This window comes from Acinetobacter sp. FDAARGOS_494 (assembly GCF_003812225.1).
Taxonomy (GTDB): Bacteria; Pseudomonadota; Gammaproteobacteria; order Pseudomonadales; family Moraxellaceae; genus Acinetobacter; species Acinetobacter baumannii.
The window spans coordinates 3,248,374-3,270,156 of the sequence record NZ_CP033866.1 but is presented as its reverse complement, the minus strand read 5'-3'; the positions used below and the strand labels follow the sequence as shown (position 1 = coordinate 3,270,156).

General features: G+C 40.1%; 25 protein-coding genes and 1 pseudogene. 13 read left to right on the top strand and 13 right to left on the bottom strand.

Annotated elements, in window-relative coordinates; all coding sequences use genetic code 11:
* Positions 1 to 295: 295 nt before the first annotated feature.
* Positions 296 to 1,483 (top strand): MFS transporter, encoded by a 1,188-nt coding sequence (locus EG365_RS15955; protein WP_000941182.1) that lies wholly within the window; start codon positions 296 to 298, stop codon positions 1,481 to 1,483.
* Positions 1,484 to 1,490: 7 nt separating this feature from the next.
* On the opposite strand, the gene EG365_RS15950 is transcribed toward EG365_RS15955, so the two are convergent.
* Positions 1,491 to 2,084, bottom strand: a complete 594-nt coding sequence (locus EG365_RS15950) for a GNAT family N-acetyltransferase (protein ID WP_000060340.1) — start codon at positions 2,082 to 2,084, stop codon at positions 1,491 to 1,493.
* Positions 2,085 to 2,126: 42 nt separating this feature from the next.
* Positions 2,127 to 2,762 carry an FMN-binding negative transcriptional regulator gene (locus EG365_RS15945; protein ID WP_000275765.1) on the bottom strand — a complete coding sequence of 212 codons (636 nt, stop codon included), beginning with the start codon at positions 2,760 to 2,762 and terminating at the stop codon, positions 2,127 to 2,129.
* A gap of 115 nt (positions 2,763 to 2,877) precedes the next feature.
* Here EG365_RS15945 and EG365_RS15940 point away from each other — a divergent pair, with 115 nt between their 5' ends.
* The gene (locus EG365_RS15940; protein ID WP_000113406.1) at positions 2,878 to 4,368 is read left to right on the top strand and encodes a PLP-dependent aminotransferase family protein; all 1,491 of its coding nucleotides are present in this window, start codon (positions 2,878 to 2,880) and stop codon (positions 4,366 to 4,368) included.
* Between the two features lie 7 nt (positions 4,369 to 4,375).
* Here EG365_RS15940 and EG365_RS15935 read toward each other — a convergent pair whose 3' ends face one another.
* Positions 4,376 to 5,065: an LrgB family protein gene (locus EG365_RS15935; RefSeq protein WP_001028710.1), complete on the bottom strand. Its 690-nt coding sequence runs from the start codon at positions 5,063 to 5,065 to the stop codon at positions 4,376 to 4,378.
* Positions 5,066 to 5,078: 13 nt separating this feature from the next.
* Positions 5,079 to 5,510 carry a CidA/LrgA family protein gene (locus EG365_RS15930; RefSeq protein WP_000102767.1) on the bottom strand — a complete coding sequence of 144 codons (432 nt, stop codon included), beginning with the start codon at positions 5,508 to 5,510 and terminating at the stop codon, positions 5,079 to 5,081.
* A 110-nt stretch (positions 5,511 to 5,620) separates the two neighbouring features.
* On the opposite strand from EG365_RS15930, the gene EG365_RS15925 reads away from it, so the two are divergent.
* From EG365_RS15925 to yghU, 3 genes are all read left to right on the top strand, one after another.
* On the top strand, positions 5,621 to 6,526 hold the full coding sequence (locus EG365_RS15925; protein ID WP_000949917.1) for a LysR family transcriptional regulator: 906 nt from the start codon (positions 5,621 to 5,623) through the stop codon (positions 6,524 to 6,526).
* Between the two features lie 119 nt (positions 6,527 to 6,645).
* Entirely contained in the window at positions 6,646 to 7,272 is a 627-nt protein-coding gene (gene yfcF / locus EG365_RS15920) for a glutathione transferase (protein ID WP_001058575.1), read from the top strand.
* Between the two features lie 33 nt (positions 7,273 to 7,305).
* A complete protein-coding gene (yghU, locus tag EG365_RS15915) occupies positions 7,306 to 8,166 on the top strand; it encodes a glutathione-dependent disulfide-bond oxidoreductase (RefSeq protein ID WP_001285211.1) in 861 nt (286 codons plus the stop codon).
* 37 nt (positions 8,167 to 8,203) lie between these two features.
* Here the strand turns inward: yghU and EG365_RS15910 are convergent, their stop codons facing one another.
* Positions 8,204 to 9,124 carry a LysR family transcriptional regulator gene (locus EG365_RS15910; RefSeq protein ID WP_000357072.1) on the bottom strand — a complete coding sequence of 307 codons (921 nt, stop codon included), beginning with the start codon at positions 9,122 to 9,124 and terminating at the stop codon, positions 8,204 to 8,206.
* A 125-nt stretch (positions 9,125 to 9,249) separates the two neighbouring features.
* On the opposite strand from EG365_RS15910, the gene EG365_RS15905 reads away from it, so the two are divergent.
* From EG365_RS15905 to EG365_RS15885, 5 genes are all read left to right on the top strand, one after another.
* Entirely contained in the window at positions 9,250 to 9,987 is a 738-nt protein-coding gene (locus EG365_RS15905; RefSeq protein ID WP_001027014.1) for an SDR family oxidoreductase, read from the top strand.
* Between the two features lie 238 nt (positions 9,988 to 10,225).
* Positions 10,226 to 10,735: a rhodanese-like domain-containing protein gene (locus EG365_RS15900; RefSeq protein WP_000992243.1), complete on the top strand. Its 510-nt coding sequence runs from the start codon at positions 10,226 to 10,228 to the stop codon at positions 10,733 to 10,735.
* An 18-nt stretch (positions 10,736 to 10,753) separates the two neighbouring features.
* Positions 10,754 to 11,695 carry a serine O-acetyltransferase EpsC gene (gene epsC / locus EG365_RS15895; protein WP_001990056.1) on the top strand — a complete coding sequence of 314 codons (942 nt, stop codon included), beginning with the start codon at positions 10,754 to 10,756 and terminating at the stop codon, positions 11,693 to 11,695.
* A 240-nt stretch (positions 11,696 to 11,935) separates the two neighbouring features.
* The gene (locus EG365_RS15890) at positions 11,936 to 12,868 is read left to right on the top strand and encodes a family 2A encapsulin nanocompartment shell protein (protein ID WP_001107594.1); all 933 of its coding nucleotides are present in this window, start codon (positions 11,936 to 11,938) and stop codon (positions 12,866 to 12,868) included.
* The gene (locus EG365_RS15885) at positions 12,843 to 14,804 is read left to right on the top strand and encodes a family 2A encapsulin nanocompartment cargo protein cysteine desulfurase (protein WP_000211581.1); all 1,962 of its coding nucleotides are present in this window, start codon (positions 12,843 to 12,845) and stop codon (positions 14,802 to 14,804) included. Before EG365_RS15890 ends, EG365_RS15885 begins: the two co-directional genes overlap by 26 nt.
* A gap of 257 nt (positions 14,805 to 15,061) precedes the next feature.
* Here the strand turns inward: EG365_RS15885 and EG365_RS15880 are convergent.
* Positions 15,062 to 15,182, bottom strand: a pseudogene (locus tag EG365_RS15880) (hypothetical protein).
* Positions 15,183 to 15,270: 88 nt separating this feature from the next.
* Entirely contained in the window at positions 15,271 to 15,909 is a 639-nt protein-coding gene (locus EG365_RS15875; RefSeq protein ID WP_000267781.1) for a LysE family translocator, read from the bottom strand.
* Positions 15,910 to 16,000: 91 nt separating this feature from the next.
* Here EG365_RS15875 and EG365_RS15870 point away from each other — a divergent pair, with 91 nt between their 5' ends.
* Both EG365_RS15870 and EG365_RS15865 read left to right on the top strand, forming a co-directional pair.
* Positions 16,001 to 16,936, top strand: a complete 936-nt coding sequence (locus EG365_RS15870) for a LysR family transcriptional regulator (protein ID WP_001990053.1) — start codon at positions 16,001 to 16,003, stop codon at positions 16,934 to 16,936.
* Between the two features lie 77 nt (positions 16,937 to 17,013).
* Positions 17,014 to 17,133, top strand: a complete 120-nt coding sequence (locus tag EG365_RS15865) for a hypothetical protein (RefSeq protein WP_001990052.1) — start codon at positions 17,014 to 17,016, stop codon at positions 17,131 to 17,133.
* A gap of 50 nt (positions 17,134 to 17,183) precedes the next feature.
* Here the strand turns inward: EG365_RS15865 and EG365_RS15860 are convergent, their stop codons facing one another.
* The 5 genes from EG365_RS15860 to EG365_RS15840 form a co-directional block, all read right to left on the bottom strand.
* Complete coding sequence (locus EG365_RS15860) at positions 17,184 to 18,050, bottom strand: cysteine ABC transporter substrate-binding protein (RefSeq protein WP_000209985.1); 867 nt, start codon at positions 18,048 to 18,050, stop codon at positions 17,184 to 17,186.
* 82 nt (positions 18,051 to 18,132) lie between these two features.
* Entirely contained in the window at positions 18,133 to 18,993 is an 861-nt protein-coding gene (locus tag EG365_RS15855) for a transporter substrate-binding domain-containing protein (protein ID WP_000476783.1), read from the bottom strand.
* Positions 18,994 to 19,023: 30 nt separating this feature from the next.
* Positions 19,024 to 19,755 (bottom strand): amino acid ABC transporter ATP-binding protein, encoded by a 732-nt coding sequence (locus EG365_RS15850; RefSeq protein ID WP_001130362.1) that lies wholly within the window; start codon positions 19,753 to 19,755, stop codon positions 19,024 to 19,026.
* A 2-nt stretch (positions 19,756 to 19,757) separates the two neighbouring features.
* Positions 19,758 to 20,423 carry an amino acid ABC transporter permease gene (locus tag EG365_RS15845; protein WP_000418064.1) on the bottom strand — a complete coding sequence of 222 codons (666 nt, stop codon included), beginning with the start codon at positions 20,421 to 20,423 and terminating at the stop codon, positions 19,758 to 19,760.
* The gene (locus tag EG365_RS15840; protein ID WP_001104463.1) at positions 20,413 to 21,072 is read right to left on the bottom strand and encodes an amino acid ABC transporter permease; all 660 of its coding nucleotides are present in this window, start codon (positions 21,070 to 21,072) and stop codon (positions 20,413 to 20,415) included. The genes EG365_RS15845 and EG365_RS15840 overlap by 11 nt, the downstream gene beginning before the upstream one ends.
* Before the next feature lie 64 nt (positions 21,073 to 21,136).
* On the opposite strand from EG365_RS15840, the gene EG365_RS15835 reads away from it, so the two are divergent.
* On the top strand, positions 21,137 to 21,250 hold the full coding sequence (locus tag EG365_RS15835) for a hypothetical protein (protein WP_002017921.1): 114 nt from the start codon (positions 21,137 to 21,139) through the stop codon (positions 21,248 to 21,250).
* A gap of 109 nt (positions 21,251 to 21,359) precedes the next feature.
* Here the strand turns inward: EG365_RS15835 and EG365_RS15830 are convergent, their stop codons facing one another.
* Positions 21,360 to 21,644 carry a GNAT family N-acetyltransferase gene (locus EG365_RS15830; protein WP_001025680.1) on the bottom strand — a complete coding sequence of 95 codons (285 nt, stop codon included), beginning with the start codon at positions 21,642 to 21,644 and terminating at the stop codon, positions 21,360 to 21,362.
* Positions 21,645 to 21,783: the final 139 nt, after the last annotated feature.

Here is a 21,783-nt window from a genome sequence, read left to right as displayed (position 1 = left end):
TTAAGGTGGCTGAAAAAGAATTTGAGGGAATAGGCACATTAAATGTCTTAGATAAATAGACTTTTTAGAAAACTGGAACAGCAACTGTTTTGTATCAAATTATCAGATGATAGAATATTAACCCTGATTATTCAGCTACAATTACTTGATAAGAAATAGTTTATGAAAAAGAAATATTGTTATGCCTGCCACCAAAAACACCTCAACATTTTCAAGCTGAGCTGTTGATACTTGCTTACTATATAAAAACTCAGCACCCAAACTCATCAATTAACACATATAATTAAAGGCTCTCATGCTTCAAAACACCATGCACCGCCAAGTATTAATTTTGGCGAGTTCCCAATCACTTTTCCAAACCGTTTCTGTCATGGTCATGACCATCGGTGGCTTGGCTGGGGCAAATATTGCAAATACCCCAACACTTGCAACGCTGCCTATCGCCTCTATGTTTTTGGGTACGGCTTTAATGATGTTCCCTGCATCAATGCTCATGGCACGTGTAGGACGACGTAACGGTTTTCTATTTGGCGCTTTTTTAGGTGTGCTCGGTGGCATTATTGCATCAATCGGCATTTTTTATAGTTCACTCATGCTTCTGGCTTTGGGTACGCTATGTGTCGGGGCCTATCAATCCTTTGCTCAGTTTTACCGTTTTGCTGCCAGTGAAGTGGCAAATGATGCGTTCCGCTCACGCGCTATTTCTTGGGTAATGGCAGGTGGAATTGTTGCAGCACTGATTGGCCCAACTTTAGCACGCTTCGGCGGACCTTTATTCCAGCATTTAGAATATATCGGTTCATTTTTAATTATTAGTATCATCTCACTTGTGGCAATGGGCATTTTATCTAACCTACATATTGCCGATATAGTTGAGCAGAAATCCAACTTTACTGCTGGTCGTCCGTGGCAACAGATTGTCTTTCAACCTACCTATTTAGTTGCTTTATTTGGCGCAATAACAGGTTATGGCATCATGATTTTAGGTATGACTGCCACACCAATTGCTATGCGACATTCACACCATGAACTTGGGTCAATTACGACAGTCATTCAGCTACATGTGCTTGGTATGTTTCTGCCTTCATTCTTTACTGGACATTTAATCGCTCGATTTGGTGTGCTTAAAATCATGTTTGCAGGTCTTTTATTATTTGCCTGCTATATCGGATTTGCTCTCTCAGGTATTCAGTTCACATCTTTTGCTATTTCTTTAATTTTATTAGGTGTGGGATGGAACTTTTTATTTATTGGCAGTACTTCTTTACTCACAGGAACTTATTCTGTGGCTGAAAAAGCCAAAGCCCAAGCTATTAACGATATGACCGTTTTTGTTGTCAGTTTGATTTGTTCGTTTAGTGCAGGTGCTTTACTGGATTTATTTGGCTGGAAAGCAATGAATATGGCTTTAATACCATGGCTGGTGATTGCCGCAGCTTCTCTCTTCTGGCTAAGCCAAAAAAGAGAAAAGCAGTTTGTTTAAATTCTTTTTAACGCGGTTTGCTCAATAGCCATTCTAGATTTTGACGGACCGCAGGCCACTCATGTTTTAAAATACTGTAAACATGAGTGTCCCGCAAAATATCATCTTTCACAATTTGATGGCTTCTTAGCACACCGTCTAGCTTTGCACCCAAGCGTACAATCGCGGCTTGACTTTGAACATTTAAAGAAGATGTGCGTAACTCAACCGCAATACAGTTTAAAGTCTCAAATGCATGAGCCAACAATAGCTTTTTACATTCAGTATTTACAGGCGTACGTTGTGCAGACTTTCGATACCACGTCGAACCAATTTCTACACGGCGATGTGCTTCTTCAATATGCATGAGAGTTGTCATGCCCAGCGCTCGCCCCGTTTTTCGGTCTTCAATATAAAAAGGCAACATAGAGCCGGATTTTTGCAAATCAAGACGTCTTTCAATTTCAGCAGTCATCTGTTCAGGTCTTGGCACACGGGTATACCAAAGATTGTAAAGCTCCCCATCACAAACGGCCTCTTTGAGCACTTCAGCTTGAGTTACATCTAGCGGCTTTAAAATAACGTGTTCACCCAATAACTCAACAGGTGTAGTCAAAGACATCTTTATCTCCTCAATTGATATTAAGCTTTTATATTTTCAAAATTATTTATTTAAATCAGCCACACTGTACATGGCATTCGCTATAGTTTGATGACCAGATTTCGATAGGCCATCTGCCACGCCTAAAATGTCTCGGCGTTCTTTGTTTTGCCCAAGTTTTGATTTTCCTTGCAGCTTGGTAATTTCAATCTCAATACCTACAATGGCTTTTAACATCGGTTCAAGATAGTCTTTTGGTGCATCTGACATTTTCCATGGTTCAGGTTGAGAAGCTTCATGGGTGCGGGTTAAGCGAGCCACCACACCACGAACATAACGCTCATCATCTCGAATCGTCACTTTGCCATAAGCATGCACAACCCTATAGTTCCATGTGGGTACTTGTCTGCGCTGTTCATGTTTAGATGGATACCAGTTTGGTGAAATATAAGCATCGCCTGCTTGAAAAACGACCAATACCTCATCTCCATTTTTAATATCCTGCCAAACAGAATTATTTCGTGACACATGGGCATGTAGCATGCCAAATTTCCCTTCATTTGTTTGCAACTCGAATGGAAGATGATTTGCATCTAAGCCATTACTTCCATGCGTAAAAAGCACCCCAAATGGATGTTCTGTAATAAGAGAATGCAATACATCCAAACGGTTTTCTGCAAAATCATCAGGGATATACATGGCTAAAAACCTCGCTGTAAATATCAGGGCTATTTATATTTTGTGTTGTAAATTTTCTGGTTTATGTGGTTTATTAAAAAGAACCACTTTGTATTTTTTTAAGTAGACCAGAATTATGGCAAGAATGGCAAAAGTTGTGGAACTTCCGTCTATTGCAAAGATTGATAAAAGCAAAGGAAAGATAAGTGCTCAACTGACTCAAGCTTTACGTGAAGCTGTACAAAGTGGTGATTTACAACCCGGCGATCCATTGCCTTCTTCTCGTGAACTGGCTTTAACCCTAGGTGTCGCTCGCGGAACCATTATTGAAGCTTATGATCAGCTTTTAGCTGAAGGTGTGTTTGACTCTCAACCACGAACTGGCACTTATGTGTCTCATGCTTTGGTTAAAACACCTGTAATACAACATTCATCAAAAGAAAATAAACCTAACTCGATATCTTTGACCAAATCGGCACGTTCATATGCCAAAGTGCTTGATGAATTTAAACCACTTCCCCATGTTCCTTTTGCGGTATCTGTCCCCGTTGGACGTACTCAACCAAGTGATATTTGGCGTAAATTTGGTAATAAATTTAGATCACGGGGAGCAGGTGCTCCATCAGGTTATGGCGAACCTCAAGGGGTATTATCACTAAGAATTGCTATAGCAGACTATGTACGACGGTCACGTTCTGTCCACTGTGAACCTGAACAAATTGTGATTACACCCGGCATTCAACAATCACTTTATATTTGCAGCCAAATTTTATTTGAGGCGAAAGATGAAGTTTGGGTTGAAGATCCTGCTTATCGCGGTACAACAGCCATTTTTGAGCATACTGTACAAAACATTCGAATGGTGCGTGTTCCTGTTGATGAAGAAGGCATTCAGGTTGAAACCGGAATTAAACTTTCTAAACATGCGCGTGCTGCTTTTGTAACACCCTCTCACCAATATCCACTTGGCATGCCGATGAGTCTAGCAAGACGTACAGCTTTATTAGCTTGGGCAAAACAACAAAATGCATGGATCATTGAAGATGATTATGACAGTGAACTTCGTTACAACGGTCAGCCCTTCCCATCTTTGCAAGGCATGGCACCTGACCAAGTCATTTATCTTGGGACTTTCAGCAAAGTCTTATTTCCATCGCTTAGGCTTGGCTATGCAGTGTTGCCTAAAGAACTGGTAGCTCCTTTTTGTGGGCTTAGAGTCTTAATTGATAGACACCCGCCTGCTGCCGACCAGCACGTTTTGGCTGCTTTTATTCAAGAGGGTTATTTAGAGCGGCATATACGACGTACTCGAAATGTCTATGCAGAAGTTCGAGAATACATTATTGGCTTGATTGAAAAATACATACCTCAAGAACTGGCTTGGTTACAGCCAGGCGATCAAGGCATGCATATGGTGTTATGGCTTGCTCAACATATTAATGATATTGACGTTGCAAGCTCGGCAGTCGATGCAGGTATTGCCATCAAAGCAATTTCACCGACATTTTCAAAAGAGCGGCGACGTTCGGGTTTAATTGTCGGCTTAGGCGATTTTGAACCCGAACTAATGCAACAAGCTATCAAAAAATTATCAAAGATTATTCAACAGCACGCCAAGTCAATGTAGGTAAACCTTACAACAGCAACCATAGATGAATCGCAAATGGTCCAATGAGTACCATTAAAATACCAGCAATAACCATGGTTAAACTGGCAATCACCCCTTCTTCACTATTGCGCTGCTGTGCTCTAACTGTACCAAAACCATGCGCTGCGTTACCCAAGGCGGCACCATTTGCCACATTAGAACGGATTTTAGTAATTGCCAAAATTGCATCGCCACAAATCATACCGACCAAACCGGTAATAACAGTAAATAGGGAAACCAATGCCGCCGAACCATGAATATCTTCAGCTAAAATCATGGCAAAAGGTGTTGAAATAGAACGTGCCATCAAACTGTTGGTGACTTCAGGGCTAAAGTGGAACCACTGCGCCATTTTATAGGCAGTCATCACGCCTACACTCATGCCCACAATAATCGCAATCGTAAGAACTCCGAGGTTTTTACGAATCGTTTCCCGATAACGATAAATCGGTATAGCGAAAGCTACCGTTGCAGGACCTAATAAATTAACAATCCACTGCGTATCTTCAGCATAAGTTTGATATGAAATTCCAAAAATCGTCATCAAAATGATGGTAAGTACAGGCACACTAATTGCGGGTGATAACCAAAGTTTTGGATGTTTCTGATAGATTCGCTTTGCCACAACATAAGCGACCAAAGTCCAGATGAGACAAAGAATTGACCAGATATTCATGTCATTATGCTCTTTAGATATGCTTATGTTGAAGACGTTTTCTAGCCTGTAAGTAAGCCTTCAAACGATTGTAATAATGAATAGTCAGTGAAGTGCTTAACATGACTAAAATGGTTCCAACCGCAATGCTTAAGACGATTTGCCATCCTTCGGTCATAAACAGGGTTTTATACTGGACAACGGCAACGACTACAGGCACAAAAAACAGTAATAGCTCACCTAAAACCACAGTTGCTCCCATTGCCACCTGATCCATTTTGATAATTTTAAAGAACAGGCATAAAAGCAATAAAAACATACCTAAAATACCTGCCGAGACAGGCACACCGAGTTTTTGGTGTAAGAGATATCCGATCCACCAAAATCCAGCCAAAATGAGAATTTGTTTAACTAACACGAACAGTGATGGTTGTGAGGGTGTTCCAGAAGCAGATTCAGTACTCATTTTTCGAAATTAAATGGTTAACTACACTATTATGCTAGCTTGGTTAAACCTGCTAAATATGAATTATTCATGTTAATATTATTCCAAAATGGAATAATCTATTCTTTATTATGCTTTCTCTAAAATCATTACAGTGCTTTGTTACTCTGGTTAAAACTAAAAGTTTTACCCGTACTGCTGAAGAGTTATATCTGACTCAGCCCACCATTAGTAAAATATTACAACAACTCGAAGAGCAGCTTCAGGTACAGCTTTTGGTTAAACCCGATCATGGACGAAAAAGACAAATTGAATTAACCGAAATTGGAGAACGTATCTATCAACATGCGGTCGAGCTTCTTCAGGCAGAGCAAAACATCTTTCTTGAAATAGAAAACTATCAACAATTAAAAACAGGTACTTTAAAACTTGGCGTTCCACCTTTAGGTTCGCAGCTCCTAACGACTGCCCTATTTGACTTTCATCGCCAATGGCCAGATATTGAATTAGCTTTTATGGAAGTGGGTTCACGCGGTATTGAACAGGCTTTACTCAATAATGAGCTAGACGTTGGTGTTTTATTGCAACCTTTTGATGAACAAACTTTTAATAGCATCGAGTTATGTAACTACCCTTTAATGGTACTTTTACGTCGTGATGCAACTTGGGCAACCCGCAAAAAAATAAATCTAGAAGAGCTACAACACCAATCATTTTTAATGTTTCCTGAAAATTTCTCTTTAAACAGTATTATTCTCGATGCTTGTAAGCAGCATGGTTTTTACCCAACCATTGCTTGCCGTACCAGCCAATGGCATCTCTTGGCAGACATGGTGTTACAACGTATGGGAATTGCGCTTCTTCCTCAATATTATACAGACATGCTTGACCCAACTTTATTTGCAGCAGTGCCACTCGAAAAACCAAATATTCAGTGGCACTTAGTGATGGCTTGGAAAAAGAATCTTCCTGTCTCACCAGCAGTACAAGCTTGGCTTAGCATTGTCCGTCAACATTTTCAGCACATTAAACCCTAACGTTGACCACTGAAATAGCTTAGTTCAAAAACCGATAAAGCTTTTCCACAAAAAAGCTACCCAATCTTGGCTTAGCTCACTTAGACTAGACCCATCTGTTTATCACACGGACAATAACAATGAATAACGAGTATTTTAAGCTGTATACAGATTCACAATTTCTAAGTCCCTATGCATTTACAGTTTTTGTAGGACTACATGAAAAACAAATTCCATTTGAAATAGCAGCCATCGACTTAGGTCAGCAAGGCCAGTTTGAAACATCTTTCGTAGAAAAGTCATTAACAGCTAAAGTGCCTGTACTTGAGCATAACGATTTTGCCTTATCAGAATCTTCTGCCATTTTGGAATATTTAGAAGAACTTTATCCAGACACAGCTATTTATCCAAAAGATATTCAAGCTCGCGCAAGAGCAAGACAAATTCAAGCATGGCTCAGATCGGACTTAGTGGCACTAAGAACTGAGCGTCCAACCGATGTTATTTTTATTCAGCCCAAGTCCACTCCACTTTCAGAAGAAGGCAAAAAAGCAGCCGAGAAACTTTTCTTTGTTGCAGAAAAACTTCTTGCGTCTGATGCCGAATTTCTTTTTGGTTCATGGAGCATTGTAGATGCTGAACTTGCCCTGATGTTGCAACGCCTTATTCAAAATGGTGATGCTGTATCAGAGCGCCTAAAAAATTATGCATTACAGCAATGGCAACGTCCGTCTGTACAAAAATGGCTTGCCTTGCGACATAAATAAATCCTTATATTTACACCAAACATGAGATAAAAAATGAGTGATTCAAACTATATTCCTCCACAAGTTTGGCAATGGACTGGAGAGAAAACCGATTTAAACCAACCTACCTCAGGTGCTCGTTACGAACATGCACTTCCAGTAGGGAAACATCCGCTCCAGCTCTATTCTTTAGCAACGCCTAATGGTCAAAAAGTCACTATTTTATTAGAAGAGCTTTTAGCTCTAGGACACCAAGATGCTGAATATGATGCTTGGCTGATTAAAATTGGTGAAGGACAGCAATTTGGTAGTGGCTTTGTAGAAATTAATCCCAACTCTAAAATTCCAGCATTGGTTGACCATAGCCAAAACCCGCCATTAAGAGTATTTGAATCTGGCTCAATTTTGCTTTACTTGGCTGAAAAGTTTAAAGCATTCATTCCGACTGATATTGCTGCACGTACTGAATGCCTCAATTGGTTATTCTGGCAAATGGGCAGTGCACCTTACTTAGGTGGTGGTTTTGGACATTTTTATGCTTATGCCCCTGTTAAAATTGAATATGCGATTAACCGCTTTGCAATGGAAACAAAACGCTTACTTGATGTATTAGATCAGCATCTGGCAAAAAACGAATATTTGGCTGGTTCTGAATATAGCATCGCTGATATTGCAGCGTTCCCTTGGTATGGCGGTCTTGTTAAAAACTGGGTATATAACGGCGCGGAGTTTTTAGGTGTCGATCAATATAAAAATGTTCAACGTTGGGCAGATGCGATTTTAGAGCGCCCTGCGGTACAACGTGGCCGTATGGTCAATCGTACTTTTGGTGATTTAGCCACACAGTTGCATGAACGTCATGATGCGAGCGATTTTGAGACCAAGACTCAAGATAAATTGCAGAATCAGTCTTAAAAATATCATTTAGTTTTTGACTTACCCGCAAGATATTTCATTTTTGCGGGTATTCAAAGTTGGCAAAATAGCCCGTGTATAACTCACTCAGCCAAGCGACAAAAACTCGTACGCGTGGCGAGAGCTGCCGATGCTGCGGATATAATGCAGAAACTGACATCTTCGGGATTTCCCACTCAGATAAAACCTGAACCAGACGCCCATTTTTTAATTCATTTGCCACATGGTAGCGCGGTACTTGAATTAAGCCAGCCCCTTGTAAGGCAGATAATACATAGTTTTCAGCATCATTTACCGCGATCCAACTTTTCAAAAAATAATCTTGTTTTTTGCTATTCACCATCAATTCAAATGGGTAATTCCGTCCGCCTGATGTCGAAAAGAAATTGACACAATAATGTGATAATAAATCTTCTGGTTGCTGTGGCGTTCCATGTTTATTTAAATAGTCAGGACTTGCACAAATCACTTGTGGCATATCGGCCAAATGTCTAGCAATTAAAGTGGAATCATCTAAACGGCCCGCTCTCACCACACAGTCTATCCCTTCCCTAATCAGATCAACTAAGCGGTCACCCGTACTGATTACCAGTTCAATGTCGGGGTATAACTCGTGAAATTGATCTATATTGGGTAAAACAATTTTAGTTGCATGTGCGCCTGATAAATCGACACGTAATAAACCACGGGGCTGAGCAATTACATTGCGTAAAGATGATTCGGCATCATCGAGTTCCGATAATATTTGTGTACAACGCTCATAAAATGCCTGTCCATCTAGTGATGGTCTTACATGTCGAGTCGTCCGCTCTAATAAACGGCACTGTAAATTACTCTCTAACTCCTTAATGGCATTACTTGCAGTAGCACGTGGGATATTTAGCTGATCGGCTGCCTGACTAAAACTACCCAGCTCTACGATGCGGGTAAAAAGTTGCAAGGTATCAAATTTATCCATGGTGCTCGCTTTTAACCCTTCCTATTATTAATTTATATGGAATTATCTTATCCAATTCTGATGATTTATCCCATATTTCTATATTATTAAAATAAGCCATACTTACTCAAACAGGCAATCTAAAAATGAATATTTCAATAAAAACAGCTCTGGTTACTGGCGCATCACGTGGTATTGGCCGTGCTATTGCAGAACGCTTAGCTCAAGATGGGTTTTATGTGATTATTAACTATGTTGGCAATAAAGCGCATGCCCAAGCCACTGTAGAACATATTATTGAGCAAGGTGGTCAAGCCTCAGCTATTCAAGCGGACGTTGCAAATGAACATGAGGTGAGCCGTTTATTTCAAGAAGCTAAAGCGATTAACGGGCAATTAGACGTTGTGGTTCATAGTGCTGGTATTATGCCTATGGCAAAAATTACACCTGAAAGCCTGCCAGATTTCGATAAAGTGATTCATACCAATTTACGTGGCGCGTTTTTAATATTGGCGCATGCGGCCGAAACAGTGCCAGATGGTGGTCGGATTATTGCGCTTTCAACCAGTGTAATTGCCAAATCTTTTCCGGCATATGGTCCTTATATTGCTTCAAAAGCAGGTGTTGAAGGTTTGGTACATGTGTTAGCAAATGAGTTACGTGGACACAATATCACTGTAAATGCCGTTGCGCCCGGCCCGACAGGCACTGACCTTTTTTACAATGGAAAAACTGAAGAGCAAGTGGCAGCTATTGCAAAACTTGCTCCATTGGAACGAATCGGGACACCTGACGAAATTGCTGGCGTAGTTGCCATGCTGGCTGGTCCAGATGGGTGCTGGGTAAACTCTCAAGTCATCCGGGTAAATGGTGGATTTGCTTAATTTTAAAAACCGTGCGGATTATTTTAATCTGTACGGTTTTTTACTAAATAATAAAATTTCTTAAATCTATTTTATTTTAATAACTTTATAAGATTAACTAATACTTTTTTATATAAAATATTCACCGCTCTTATTTATCAAAATAATATATATAAATAGATATTCCTTATTTTTGCTTATATTTAAAACCGCGTAAATTGAACCTTAACAATCTGAATCAAAGATAAGGATATATTCAATGAACGCTAAATTAAATACTGAAACTCCGCAAAGTTTTATCTCAAATGGTTCAAATACGTCCTTTTCAGCCGAAGATATCCTTGCTAAAGCACAGCAATATGCACAAGAACACGAACTAAATTTTAGTGGCAGTTTATCACCTGTTGACGCATGGCAACTCGTACAACAAGGAGAAGCTGTTTTAGTTGATGTGCGTACCAATGAAGAACGCAAATTTGTGGGTTATGTCCCTGAAAGTATCCATGTCGCTTGGGCAACAGGCACGTCATTTAATCGTAATCCACGCTTTTTAAAAGAACTTGAATCAAAAGTTGGTAAAGACAAAACCATTCTTTTGTTATGCCGTAGTGGCAACCGTTCAGCACAAGCTGCCGAAGCCGCATTTAATGCAGGTTTTGAACACATTTATAACGTTCTTGAAGGCTTTGAAGGTGATCTAAATGAACAGCAACAGCGTAATCAGAAAAATGGCTGGCGCATCCACCAACTTCCTTGGCAACAAGACTAATACTTCAATCAATTTTCAGTGAATCAAGGAAAGCTTGTGACTCAATGGAACATTAATGCGGTTGTACAAGGTTTACAACAAGCAAGGCATGACTGGCGTCAGCAGCAACACAGGACCAAAGAATTTGGGGGCCGTGAACTTCCATCTAAAGAAGCTTTAAAGGCCATTTTAGATGACCTGTGCGGGATTTTATTTCCAATGCGTTTAGGCCCTGCCGACTTACGTCAGGAAACTGAAGATTCTTATATTGCCTATACTTTAAATCGGGTACTAACAGCTTTATATGCTCAAGTACAATTGGCTTTAAATTATGAAGCGAAACGACATTTGAGTCATTCAAGCCCAGTGCAGCAGCCACAAGAACTTGCTCAAACTATTGTGCAGGATTTTGCCAACACTTTGCCCTCTATACGGCGCCTTTTAGACGGCGATGTGCGGGCGGCTTATGAAGGTGATCCAGCAGCACATAGTGTAGATGAAGTATTACTCTGCTATCCGGGCATATTTGCGATTATCTATCACCGAATTGCCCATCAGCTCTATGCTCAAGTGCCTTTATTGTCACGCATTATTTCGGAGTTGGCTCACTCTGCAACAGGTATTGATATTCATCCGGGTGCGCAAATCGGTAAAGGATTTTTCATTGATCATGGTACGGGTGTGGTGATTGGTGAGACTTGCGTGATTGGAGAACGCGTTCGTATTTATCAAGCAGTGACTCTTGGAGCGAAACGCTTTGAAACCAATGATGATGGCGCTTTGAAAAAAGACTATACACGCCATCCAATTGTTGAAGATGACGTTGTGATCTATGCAGGTGCGACTATTTTAGGTCGTATTACCATTGGCCGAGGATCAATCATTGGGGGAAATGTCTGGCTAACCCATAGTGTTGCTGCAGGTAGCCAGATTTTACAGTCACCGAATGAGTCTTATCAAAAAAATCATATTGCCGGTTAAAAACTATAGATGTGAAATAAATAGATAAGGAGATAAATAAACAAAGAACGTGCAGATTAATAAAATGCTTATTTCTAGTTTAAATATATTTTTATTTAGAAAATAGATAACTCATTAATAAGCTCAGTATTTAAAAAATTTATAACGCGATTTTAATTTTAAAACCAGAACTAATTCTAGTTTATATGCATCCTAGAATTTTTATTTTCGAAAAGCCAATGTAATAAGGAAAAATGATTCATGGCGAAAAATACAGACAAAGCCCAACTTGCACTTGGGGACCATGCGGCCCGTCAACTGGCCAATGCAACCAAGACAGCTCCCCAGCTTTCTACAATTACTCCCCGCTGGCTGACTCACTTACTTCAATGGATTCCTGTTGAAGCAGGTATTTATCGCCTAAACCGTGTCAATAATACCGATGATATTCAAGTAGCTTGCACACAACGTGATGAAGCAACTTTACCTCAAACTTTTGTTGATTATGACCCAGAGCCACGTGAATACTTTTTAAATGGTGTATCTACTGTTTTAGATGTACATACACGCGTTGCCGACCTTTACAGCAGCCCACATGACCAAATTAAAGAACAGCTTCGCTTAACCATTGAAACCATTAAAGAACGTCAAGAAAGTGAGCTTATCAATAACCCTGAATACGGTTTACTAGCAAGTGTGACAGATGACCAACGTATTTCGACTTTAAATGGCCCACCCACTCCTGATGATCTTGATGATTTGCTACGTAAAGTCTGGAAAGAACCGGGATTTTTCCTAGCACACCCTGATGCGATTGCAGCATTTGGCCGTGAATGTACACGCCGTGGTGTACCGCCTCCAACAGTTAGTCTGTTTGGTTCGCAGTTCATTACATGGCGCGGAATTCCACTTATTCCATCAAATAAAATTCCTGTAGAAGATGGCAAAACTAAAATCTTGCTGCTTCGTGTTGGTGAAAAGCGTCAAGGGATTGTTGGTTTGTTCCAACCGGGTCTTGCGGGTGAACAGTCACCGGGGCTTTCAGTACGTTTTATGGGAATCAACCGTAACGCGATTGCGTCGTATCTAATCTCATTATATTGCTCACTTGCAGTATTAACAGACGATGCTTTGGCAGTGTTAGATGATGTGGAGGTGGACAAATATCATGACTACCCAGTTAACTACAAGTAATCTGCAAGGTAGTCCAACGGGGCCTGAAGTGACTGGTGTTAACCCACCAGCCAACTTCCCTGATGAGTCCACCATTGCTCGACTTGCTAATGAGTTTTTTTCAGCAGTGCCAAGCTCAAGCAGTTCGACTTCTTCATCGGGCCTTAACTTGGACTTACCTGTCGGAGCGCCACCTCACCCACCGCAACCGGGTGAACCATTTTCTGCACTCAGTGGTCGTGCGCCCAATATCGCCTTTCAGAAAAGTCTCAATCCGGAATATCCTGAGCATATTCCAAATTTGCCAGACTACCCTGAACGCCGAATTGTAGCGTCTGCGCCTGTAGTGGGTGGAGCTAATTTGCCACGCCCACCATTTGAACCACACTTACCACAAGCTGCTCATAGTGAACCCAATGTGCCACGCATTGAACCCAGCTTACCAACGGGTGCAGGTGAATCACCTTATTATTTTTTAAATGATTTTTCTGCCCCCAATGCAACAGAACCATCTGTTAAAGGTGTTGAAGATAATTATTCGGTTGCACAGTCATTTCAATTACCACATGGTGACCAGCTCAAGTCATTACTGACGGAAGATCGTTTTGCAACGAACACGCCTACCCAAAGTTCAGCAAGCTCTGCATTTTATTTTTTAGACTTGCCTCAAAGTGGACAAAGTTATAGTCACTATCAACCATCACAACCTACTTTTGTGGTAAGCAGTGCGCAACCACTCGATGTGCATGCCATCCGTCGCGATTTTCCAATTTTGCAAGAACGCGTCAATGGCCGTCCATTAGTCTGGTTTGATAACGCCGCAACTACACAAAAACCGCAACGTGTGATTGATCGGATTGCTTATTTTTATCAGCATGAAAACTCAAATATTCACCGTGCTGCACATGAGTTAGCAGCTCGTGCAACCGATGCCTATGAACATGCGCGAAATGTGGTTGCTCGATTTATTGGTGCACCCTCTTCCAAAGAGATTATCTTTGTACGAGGCACCACCGAAGGGATTAACCTGATTGCAAAAACATGGGGTGAGCAAAATATTGGTGAAGGCGATGAAATCATCGTTTCTCACTTAGAACACCATGCCAATATTGTGCCTTGGTATCAACTCACTAAAAAAACTGGAGCAAAATTACGAGTCATTCCTGTTGATGACACGGGCCAGATTATTTTAGAAGAGTTACCGAAACTGATTAATGAGCGCACTAAACTGCTGTCGATTACTCAAGTTTCGAATGCTTTAGGCACAGTCACACCTGTTGCTGAAGTCATTAAAATTGCCCATGCCAAAGGTGTTCGTGTTTTAGTTGATGGTGCTCAATCTGTTTCGCACATCCCTACTGATGTACAAGCTCTCGATGCAGACTTTTTTGTGTTTTCTGGACATAAAGTGTTTGGGCCAACAGGTATTGGCGCGGTCTATGCAAAACCAGAGCTGCTAGAAAGCATGCCTGTTTGGGAAGGCGGCGGTAACATGATTCAGGATGTGACCTTCGAACAAGTAGTTTACCAACCTGCACCAAACAAGTTTGAAGCTGGAACTGGAAACATTGCCGATGCTGTTGGTTTAGGCGCTGCGCTTGAATATGTCGAAAGTCTAGGCATTCATAACATTGCTCGCTATGAACATGATCTACTCGAATATGGTCAAAATGCGCTGAGCAGTGTGTCAGGTTTACGCTTGATCGGAACCGCACATCACAAAGCCAGTGTAATGTCCTTTACCTTACAAGGCTATTCAACCGAACAAGTCGGTAAAGCTTTAAATCAACATGGTATTGCCGTACGTTCTGGCCATCACTGTGCTCAGCCGATTTTACGTCGCTTTGGCGTCGAACAGACTGTTCGTCCATCTTTGGCTTTTTATAATACGACAGAAGAAATTGATTTATTGGTGTCGGTGTTACATCAACTGACGCGTAATAGGCGTACCAGTTAAATTTATTAAAAAAGACTGCTTTCGAGCGGTCTTTTTTTATGGATTCTTTATTGAAGCTACTTTAGCTCTAAAGTCATATATAGATGTAATAAGTCAAAGTAGTTATCACGGCGGAATCTTATTATTTTTAAATTCGATTTCTAAGTTAGCCTTCGGCTCGAGCTAAAAGTCATTAATACTCTAGACAATTTAAAGTAATTATCACGGCGGAGTCTTATGATTTGAAATTTGATTCCTAGCTTAGCCTTCGGCTCGTGCTAAGAGTCATCTACAGCCTGCCCATAATTTATAAAAATAATGTTTTTGCAACATTTCCTGATAGATGAAAACAGTGAGCAGGTTCTGTAGATGACAAAGTTTTTTGGTTACTTTTTCCAAAAAAAGTAACAGAGTTAGCTACTTTCTTCCAATGTATAAACGGTAAGACTCCGTCGCGCTACCCCATCCACTTATAAATAAAATTAACTTAAACAAACAAACTCCAAATCAATCTCAATGCAATCCCAATCAACAACACTCCCATCACCCTCTCAAAATAAACCCCAAACTCCAAAAATCTTTTACGTACGATAGGCTGTGCAAACAGTACACTCACCACCATAAACCAGATAGCATTGACCATACACATCCATATCCCATAAAAAACCTGAACTTTCATCGGTGTGGTCGTACTTACAATCGTCGTAAAAATTGCCAGAAAAAAGATAGTGGCTTTGGGGTTTAACGCATTGGTAAGAAAACCCATGGTAAACGCTTTAAATAAACTTGGCGTGTCACTACCTGCTTGGCCATTAATTTCAATATTGGTATTCGGCTGGCTACGTAAACACTGCCATCCTAAATACACTAAGTAAGCTGCCCCCGCTGTTCTGATCAGTGACATGAGCCATTCGCTTTGTTGAATCAAAAAGCCAATCCCAACAAGGGTATAAAAAACATGTACTGAAATCCCGACACCAATACCAATTGCAGTCAGACATCCAATCAAATAGCCATAACGTACGCTTTGCCTTACCGTAATCACAAAATCTGGTCCCGGTAAAATCACCGCCATAAAGTGAATAAGAGCTAGCGTTAAAAACTCATGCCCATACATCTGCCACATAACAATTTAGTTTCCTGAAAATCACCTAAAAGATTGTATTGCGATTTTTTAAACGCGATAATCCAATCAAAATCCAAATAACTTTTGCCTCATGAGCACAAATCAAAGTCCGGTTCTGTTAAATGAAATGGCGACCTTCGTTAAGGTTGTCGAGTCGGAAAGCTTTTCTGAAACTGCACGCCAGCTAGGTACAACACCTTCTGCTGTGAGCCGCGCGATTGCCCGTTTAGAACGTGCTTTAGGTACCCGCTTACTCTATCGGACTACACGGAAACTTCGTTTAAGTGAAAGTGGTCAACAGGTCTATCAACGTTGTTTAGATATGGTAAATGCGGCACAAGCAGTCATGGAAAGTTCAGGTCAATTTCATGTCGAGCCAGAAGGTATTATTCGTATGAGTGTTCCCAAAGCTGTGGGACATTTTATGATTCATCCGCATTTACCCGAGTTTTTAGAACGCTACCCGAAAATTGATATACAAATGCTTTTAGAAGATCGTTATGTAGATCTCATTGATGATGGAGTCGATTTAGCACTTCGAATTACAGAGCAACCATCAGGTGGCCTTATGGGTCGAAAACTCATTGATATTGATCATTTGGTTTGTGCTACACCTGAATATTTAGCAAAGCATGGCACTCCGAACCATCCTCATGATTTAAAGCAGCATGAATGTATCTACTTGGGTGAACAAGCCAGTGACTCAAAATGGAAATTTCAACAAGGAAATAAATCGATAAGTGTTGCCGTGCGTGGTCGTTATGCAGCAAACCATACGGGTGTGCGTTTGAGTGCTGCATTACAGCATTTAGGTATTGCGAGCTTGCCATACTTCGTTGCACGCCATGCTCTACAACAAGGTACTTTAGTTCAGGTTTTACCAGATTGGTATTTTAAGACCTATTATAGCGGTGGGCTGTGGTTACTCTACCCACCGACACGGCATGTCCCGCCTAAATTGAGTGTGTTGATTCAATATTTGGCAGATAAATTAGCAGCAGAGCCGACTTTATTTAAGTTAAAGTAATATAAAGTCAAAGAATTAGCACGATTGAATCCTACCTTTAATCTCTAAAGCAATCAGCTAATTCTGTTACTTTTTTTTTGGAAAAAGTAACCAAAAAACTTTCTCATCTACAGAACCTGACCACTGTTTACATCTATAAAAAATATTGCAAAAACATTACCTTTATAAATTATGGGCAGGCTGTAGATGAATCTTAGTTCGAGTAAATACTATCTAGAGTTCTAATCATTAGAGGTTATTAGCACGATTACTCAACCAATAAATCTTTTGGATTAATCGTATCGCCATAGACTGGTTTTAAGGTTTTTTCATAAGCCTGATGAATCACGCCTTCTTTTGCCAGTTTCTCTAAATCTTGGTTCAACCAGTCTAATAACTCTTTATCACCCTTTTTAACTGCTGGTGCAATTAAGTCCTGCTCACCTAAATTGGTAATGCCAACGGTGTAATTTGGATTTTCTTTAGCCCACGCTAAAACCAGCAAGTTATCATGGGCAAGCGCAGCACCACGTCCATCTTTTAAAGCATCAAAAGTTTCAGTGTTTTGTTCATACTTTTGTAGTTTAATTTCAGGATGCGTCTTGGTGAAGAATGAATCAGCCGTTGTACCTTTGTTTACTAGCAAGGTTTTATCTTTAAGTTGAGCTACATCGGTAATTGGATGGCTTTTAGGAGAAACCACACCGAGTGCCACTTTTAGGTAAGGCTTAGCAAAATCGACAACTTCCTTACGTTCTGGCGTAACAGTAAAGTTGGCAAAAATAATATCTACTTTATTGGCTTTTAAATATTCGACACGGTTAGCCGCTTCAGTTAAAACAAACTCAACTTTGTTTTCATCGCCCAGCAAATCTTTAGCGACATGCTTAGCAATCTCTACATCAAAACCTTGATTTTTACCTTGAGCATCCAAATATCCAAACGGCGGTTTATCACTAAATACGCCAATTCGTACCACGCCATTCTTTTTAATCTGTTCAATACTCGATACAGTTTGTGTGGTATCGGCCGTTTTTTCAGTAGACTGAGTTCCTTTGTCACATGCAACCAAACCTAAACTCAGTAAAGACGCAGCTAAAATATGCTTCACGTTTTGAAATGTTAATGTTGTCATTATTTCACCCTCTCGTTCTTGTAAAAGTCTTATTTAGAATCGCAGCGCCTACTTTTAGGCACTGCTCTAGCGATATCGAAAATTATTGACCTACATCTAAAAACACATTCGGATTGACTGAATCACCGTAAATTGGCTTCAAGGTTTCATCATAAATTTTCTTAATTTCACCGCTTGTTCTGAGCTGCTTAATTTCAGTATTGAGCCAATTCAATAGTTGGGTATTGCCCTTTTTAACCGCTGGTGCAATAAACTCTTGATCACCAATAGACTGAATACCTGCCACATAACTTGGGTTCTTCGCGGCCCAAGCCAAGGCATAAGTACTATCTTGTGAAATCGCGTCACCACGACCGTCGGTTAAGGCTTTAAAAGCATCCGAATTTCTTTCGAACTTGAGTAAATTCACTTTTGGATAATGCTTGGTAAAGTACGTATCTGAACTTGTGCCTTTGTTTACAATTAAGGTCTTACCTTCTAATTGAGCAATATCTGTAATCGGCTTGGCTTTAGGAGATACTATGCCGAAAGCACCTTTTAAATAAGGCTCAGCAAAATCGACAACTTCCTTGCGTTCAGGAGTTACCGTAAATGTCGCGAATACAACATCAGCTCGATTTGATTTTAAAAACTCCACCCGATTTGAAGCTTCAGTCACAATAAACTCAACTTTCTTTTCATCACCGAGCAAATCTTTAGTCACTCGTTTTGCTAAAGCCACATCAAAGCCCTGATTATTACCCGCACTATCTACAAAACCAAACGGCGGATCATCGGCAAAAACGGCAACTCTTAGAACTCCATTTTTTTTGACTTGTTCTAAAGAATGGTCTGCTTGAGCATTACTTGCCTGTTCAGTTGATGGCGTTTTACTACATGCAGTTAACAACACCCCAGCAACGGCAAGACTGCTTAATATTTTTATTGAATTACGTTTAAACATTCACTTCCTCATGATTCAAATAATAAAAATTTAGTACGACAAAATATTTAAGAAAGCTTTCGCTCGTTCTGTTTTTGGCTGTTCAAAAAATTCTTCTGGTGAAGCCTGTTCAATAATCTTGCCCTTATCCATAAAAATGATGCGGTCAGCAACCTTACGGGCAAAGGACATCTCATGTGTCACAATCAACATGGTCATTCCTTCATTCGCCAATTTGAGTACTACATCAAGCACTTCTCTCACCATTTCCGGATCAAGCGCAGCGGTAATTTCATCAAGTAAAATCACTTGAGGTTGCATGACCAGTGAACGGACAATGGCTATACGCTGTTTTTGTCCGCCAGAAAGTTGTCGCGGATAATCAAGTTTTCGCTCATATAGCCCGACTCGCTTTAGCAACTCATCTGCTACTTGTTCTGCTTCATCGCGGTGACGTTTTTGTACTTTAAGTGGCCCGAGCAAAATATTGTCAATGACGTTCATATGCCCAAATAACTCATAGTTCTGAAAAACCATGCCAATTTTTTGACGAGCATTAGTCCAGTCCACATCTTTGCCCAAAACACCTGAGCCTGTTAAACGAATCTCGCCACCCTGAATCGGTTCTAAGCCGTTAATACAGCGCAATAAAGTACTTTTACCGCAGCCCGATGGGCCTAAAATAACAACCACCTCTCCTTGTTCTACATCCAGATCAATGCCCTGTAAAATATGACTTTGTGCAAATGATTTCTGTAATTGTTGTATCGATAACAAAGGCATAATTACTCCCAGACCTTTTCTAAATGTGCCGCCAAACGAGATAAGGGATAGCAAATCAGAAAATACAAAATAAAAATAAAGCCATAAATCCAAAGAGAAGCGCTTGGCACGGTCAACAGCGAATTTTCAATAATTTGCTGGCCAACTTTAATGACTTCAACCACGCCAATCAGGACTGCCAAAGAGCTGGTTTTCACCATTCGGGTAAATAAATTAATCGCGCCTGGTGTTACTCGTTTTAGACTTTGCGGAAAAATGACGTAGATCAAAGCTTGAACATGAGTTAGTCCGAGCGCATAGGCCGAATCGCGTTGATGCTGATCAATCGAAGTAATGGCTGCACGAACCAAATCGCCCATTTCTGCCGTACCCCATAAAACAAATACAACAATGCATACCCACATTGCTGAAAACTGCCAGTTAAACCATGTCGCAAAGCCGAAATAAAACACAAATAGCAAAACTAAAATTGGAATGATTCGGATCGCTTCTAGATACAGGCGGCACAGCGCTTTAACGACTATATTCTTAGAAGTCATAATGACGCCGAAGACTGTCCCGAAAATTGCAGAGAAAAACACTGAAATAAATGCAATTTTTGCAGTTGCCCAAAGTCCCCACATTAAACGTTCGAGGTGACTCGCTTGAAATAAATAATCAAGTTCCATGGCTCACCTTCCGACTTCTGTGCTCTAGATAGCTGGTTAAAATAGACACGGGCAATAAAATAATCAGATAAGCCATGATAAGTAAGAACAAAGCTTCGGTGGTTTTATAGTCCATACCAATTAAGTCTTTGGTGACAAAAAGCAGCTCAACAACAGCAATGGCACTCACCACAGAACTTTCTTTAATTAGAAATAGGCAATTTGCCCCTATTGCCGGAATTGAAATGGCAAGCGCTTGAGGGAAAATGACATATCTAAAAATTTGAGTCGGTTTTAGACCAATACTTTTTGCTGAGTCAATCTGCCCTTTTGCAACAGACTGCAAACCCGCTCGAAAAGCTTCAGCCATATAGCTTCCGCCTAAAAAGGTCAGTCCGATCACACCACAGGCAAAACCATCAATTTTGATACCGAGTTTTGGCAAACCGTAATACAAAAAGAACAGTTGAATTAATAAAGGGGTATTTCGAGATAACTCAATATAGAACTGGGCAATTCTATTTAGCACCCGCACGTGATATGTGATTAAAATGCTGCAAATTAGCCCTACAATAATCGCCAAAATAATGCTGATAATTGAGATTTTCAGCGTGGTCAAAGTTGCAGAGAAAAATTGCGGCAACACACTATGGATATACTGCCAGTTCAAGGAAAATTCCAACAAATAATATTAAAACGTTATAAATATTTAGCTTTCGTCAGCCATTAAATATTTGTGTAACAAGTTTATTTTTTTCCCAATTGGTCTAAAACTATTTTTATTAGATAAGCTTTTCTATAAGTTTGATAAATTCGATTTGGCAATCGAAAACCTTCAAATCAGTTGAATAGAACAGCTCAAAACATGTTCACTAAAGCAAAGATGAGTAGTAAAACTAATAAAAAAAAATCGGACACCAAGGCCCGATTTTTATTAAATGATTTTTAATCTATTGTTTATTTTCTAAGTACATCACCAATGCTTGGGTCTTTATCAAAAACCGATTTTGCATATGGGCAAAGTGGAATTACTTTTACGTCTTTTTCACGAACAAAGGCAACCAAAGCATCAAGTAATTGGCGACCTACGCCTTGTCCACGATAATTTTCGTTTACATCTGTGGCATCAATAATTAGCATGCTTTCGCCTGCCCATGTATAAGTCATTTCACCTGCAACGGTTTCACCATCAAGTAAGCTAAAGCTGCCGTGTTTTGTATCATCTTTTTGTTGAATATTCACAATGAATTCCTCATATTACAAATCGTATTTATTTAAAAATGACTTTGTATAATCTTTATCTATAAGAACAAATTTAACTGTAAAAAAATAGCCTATTTTTAGCAGTGAGTCTGTATGCTTTTTAAATACAATCTTCACT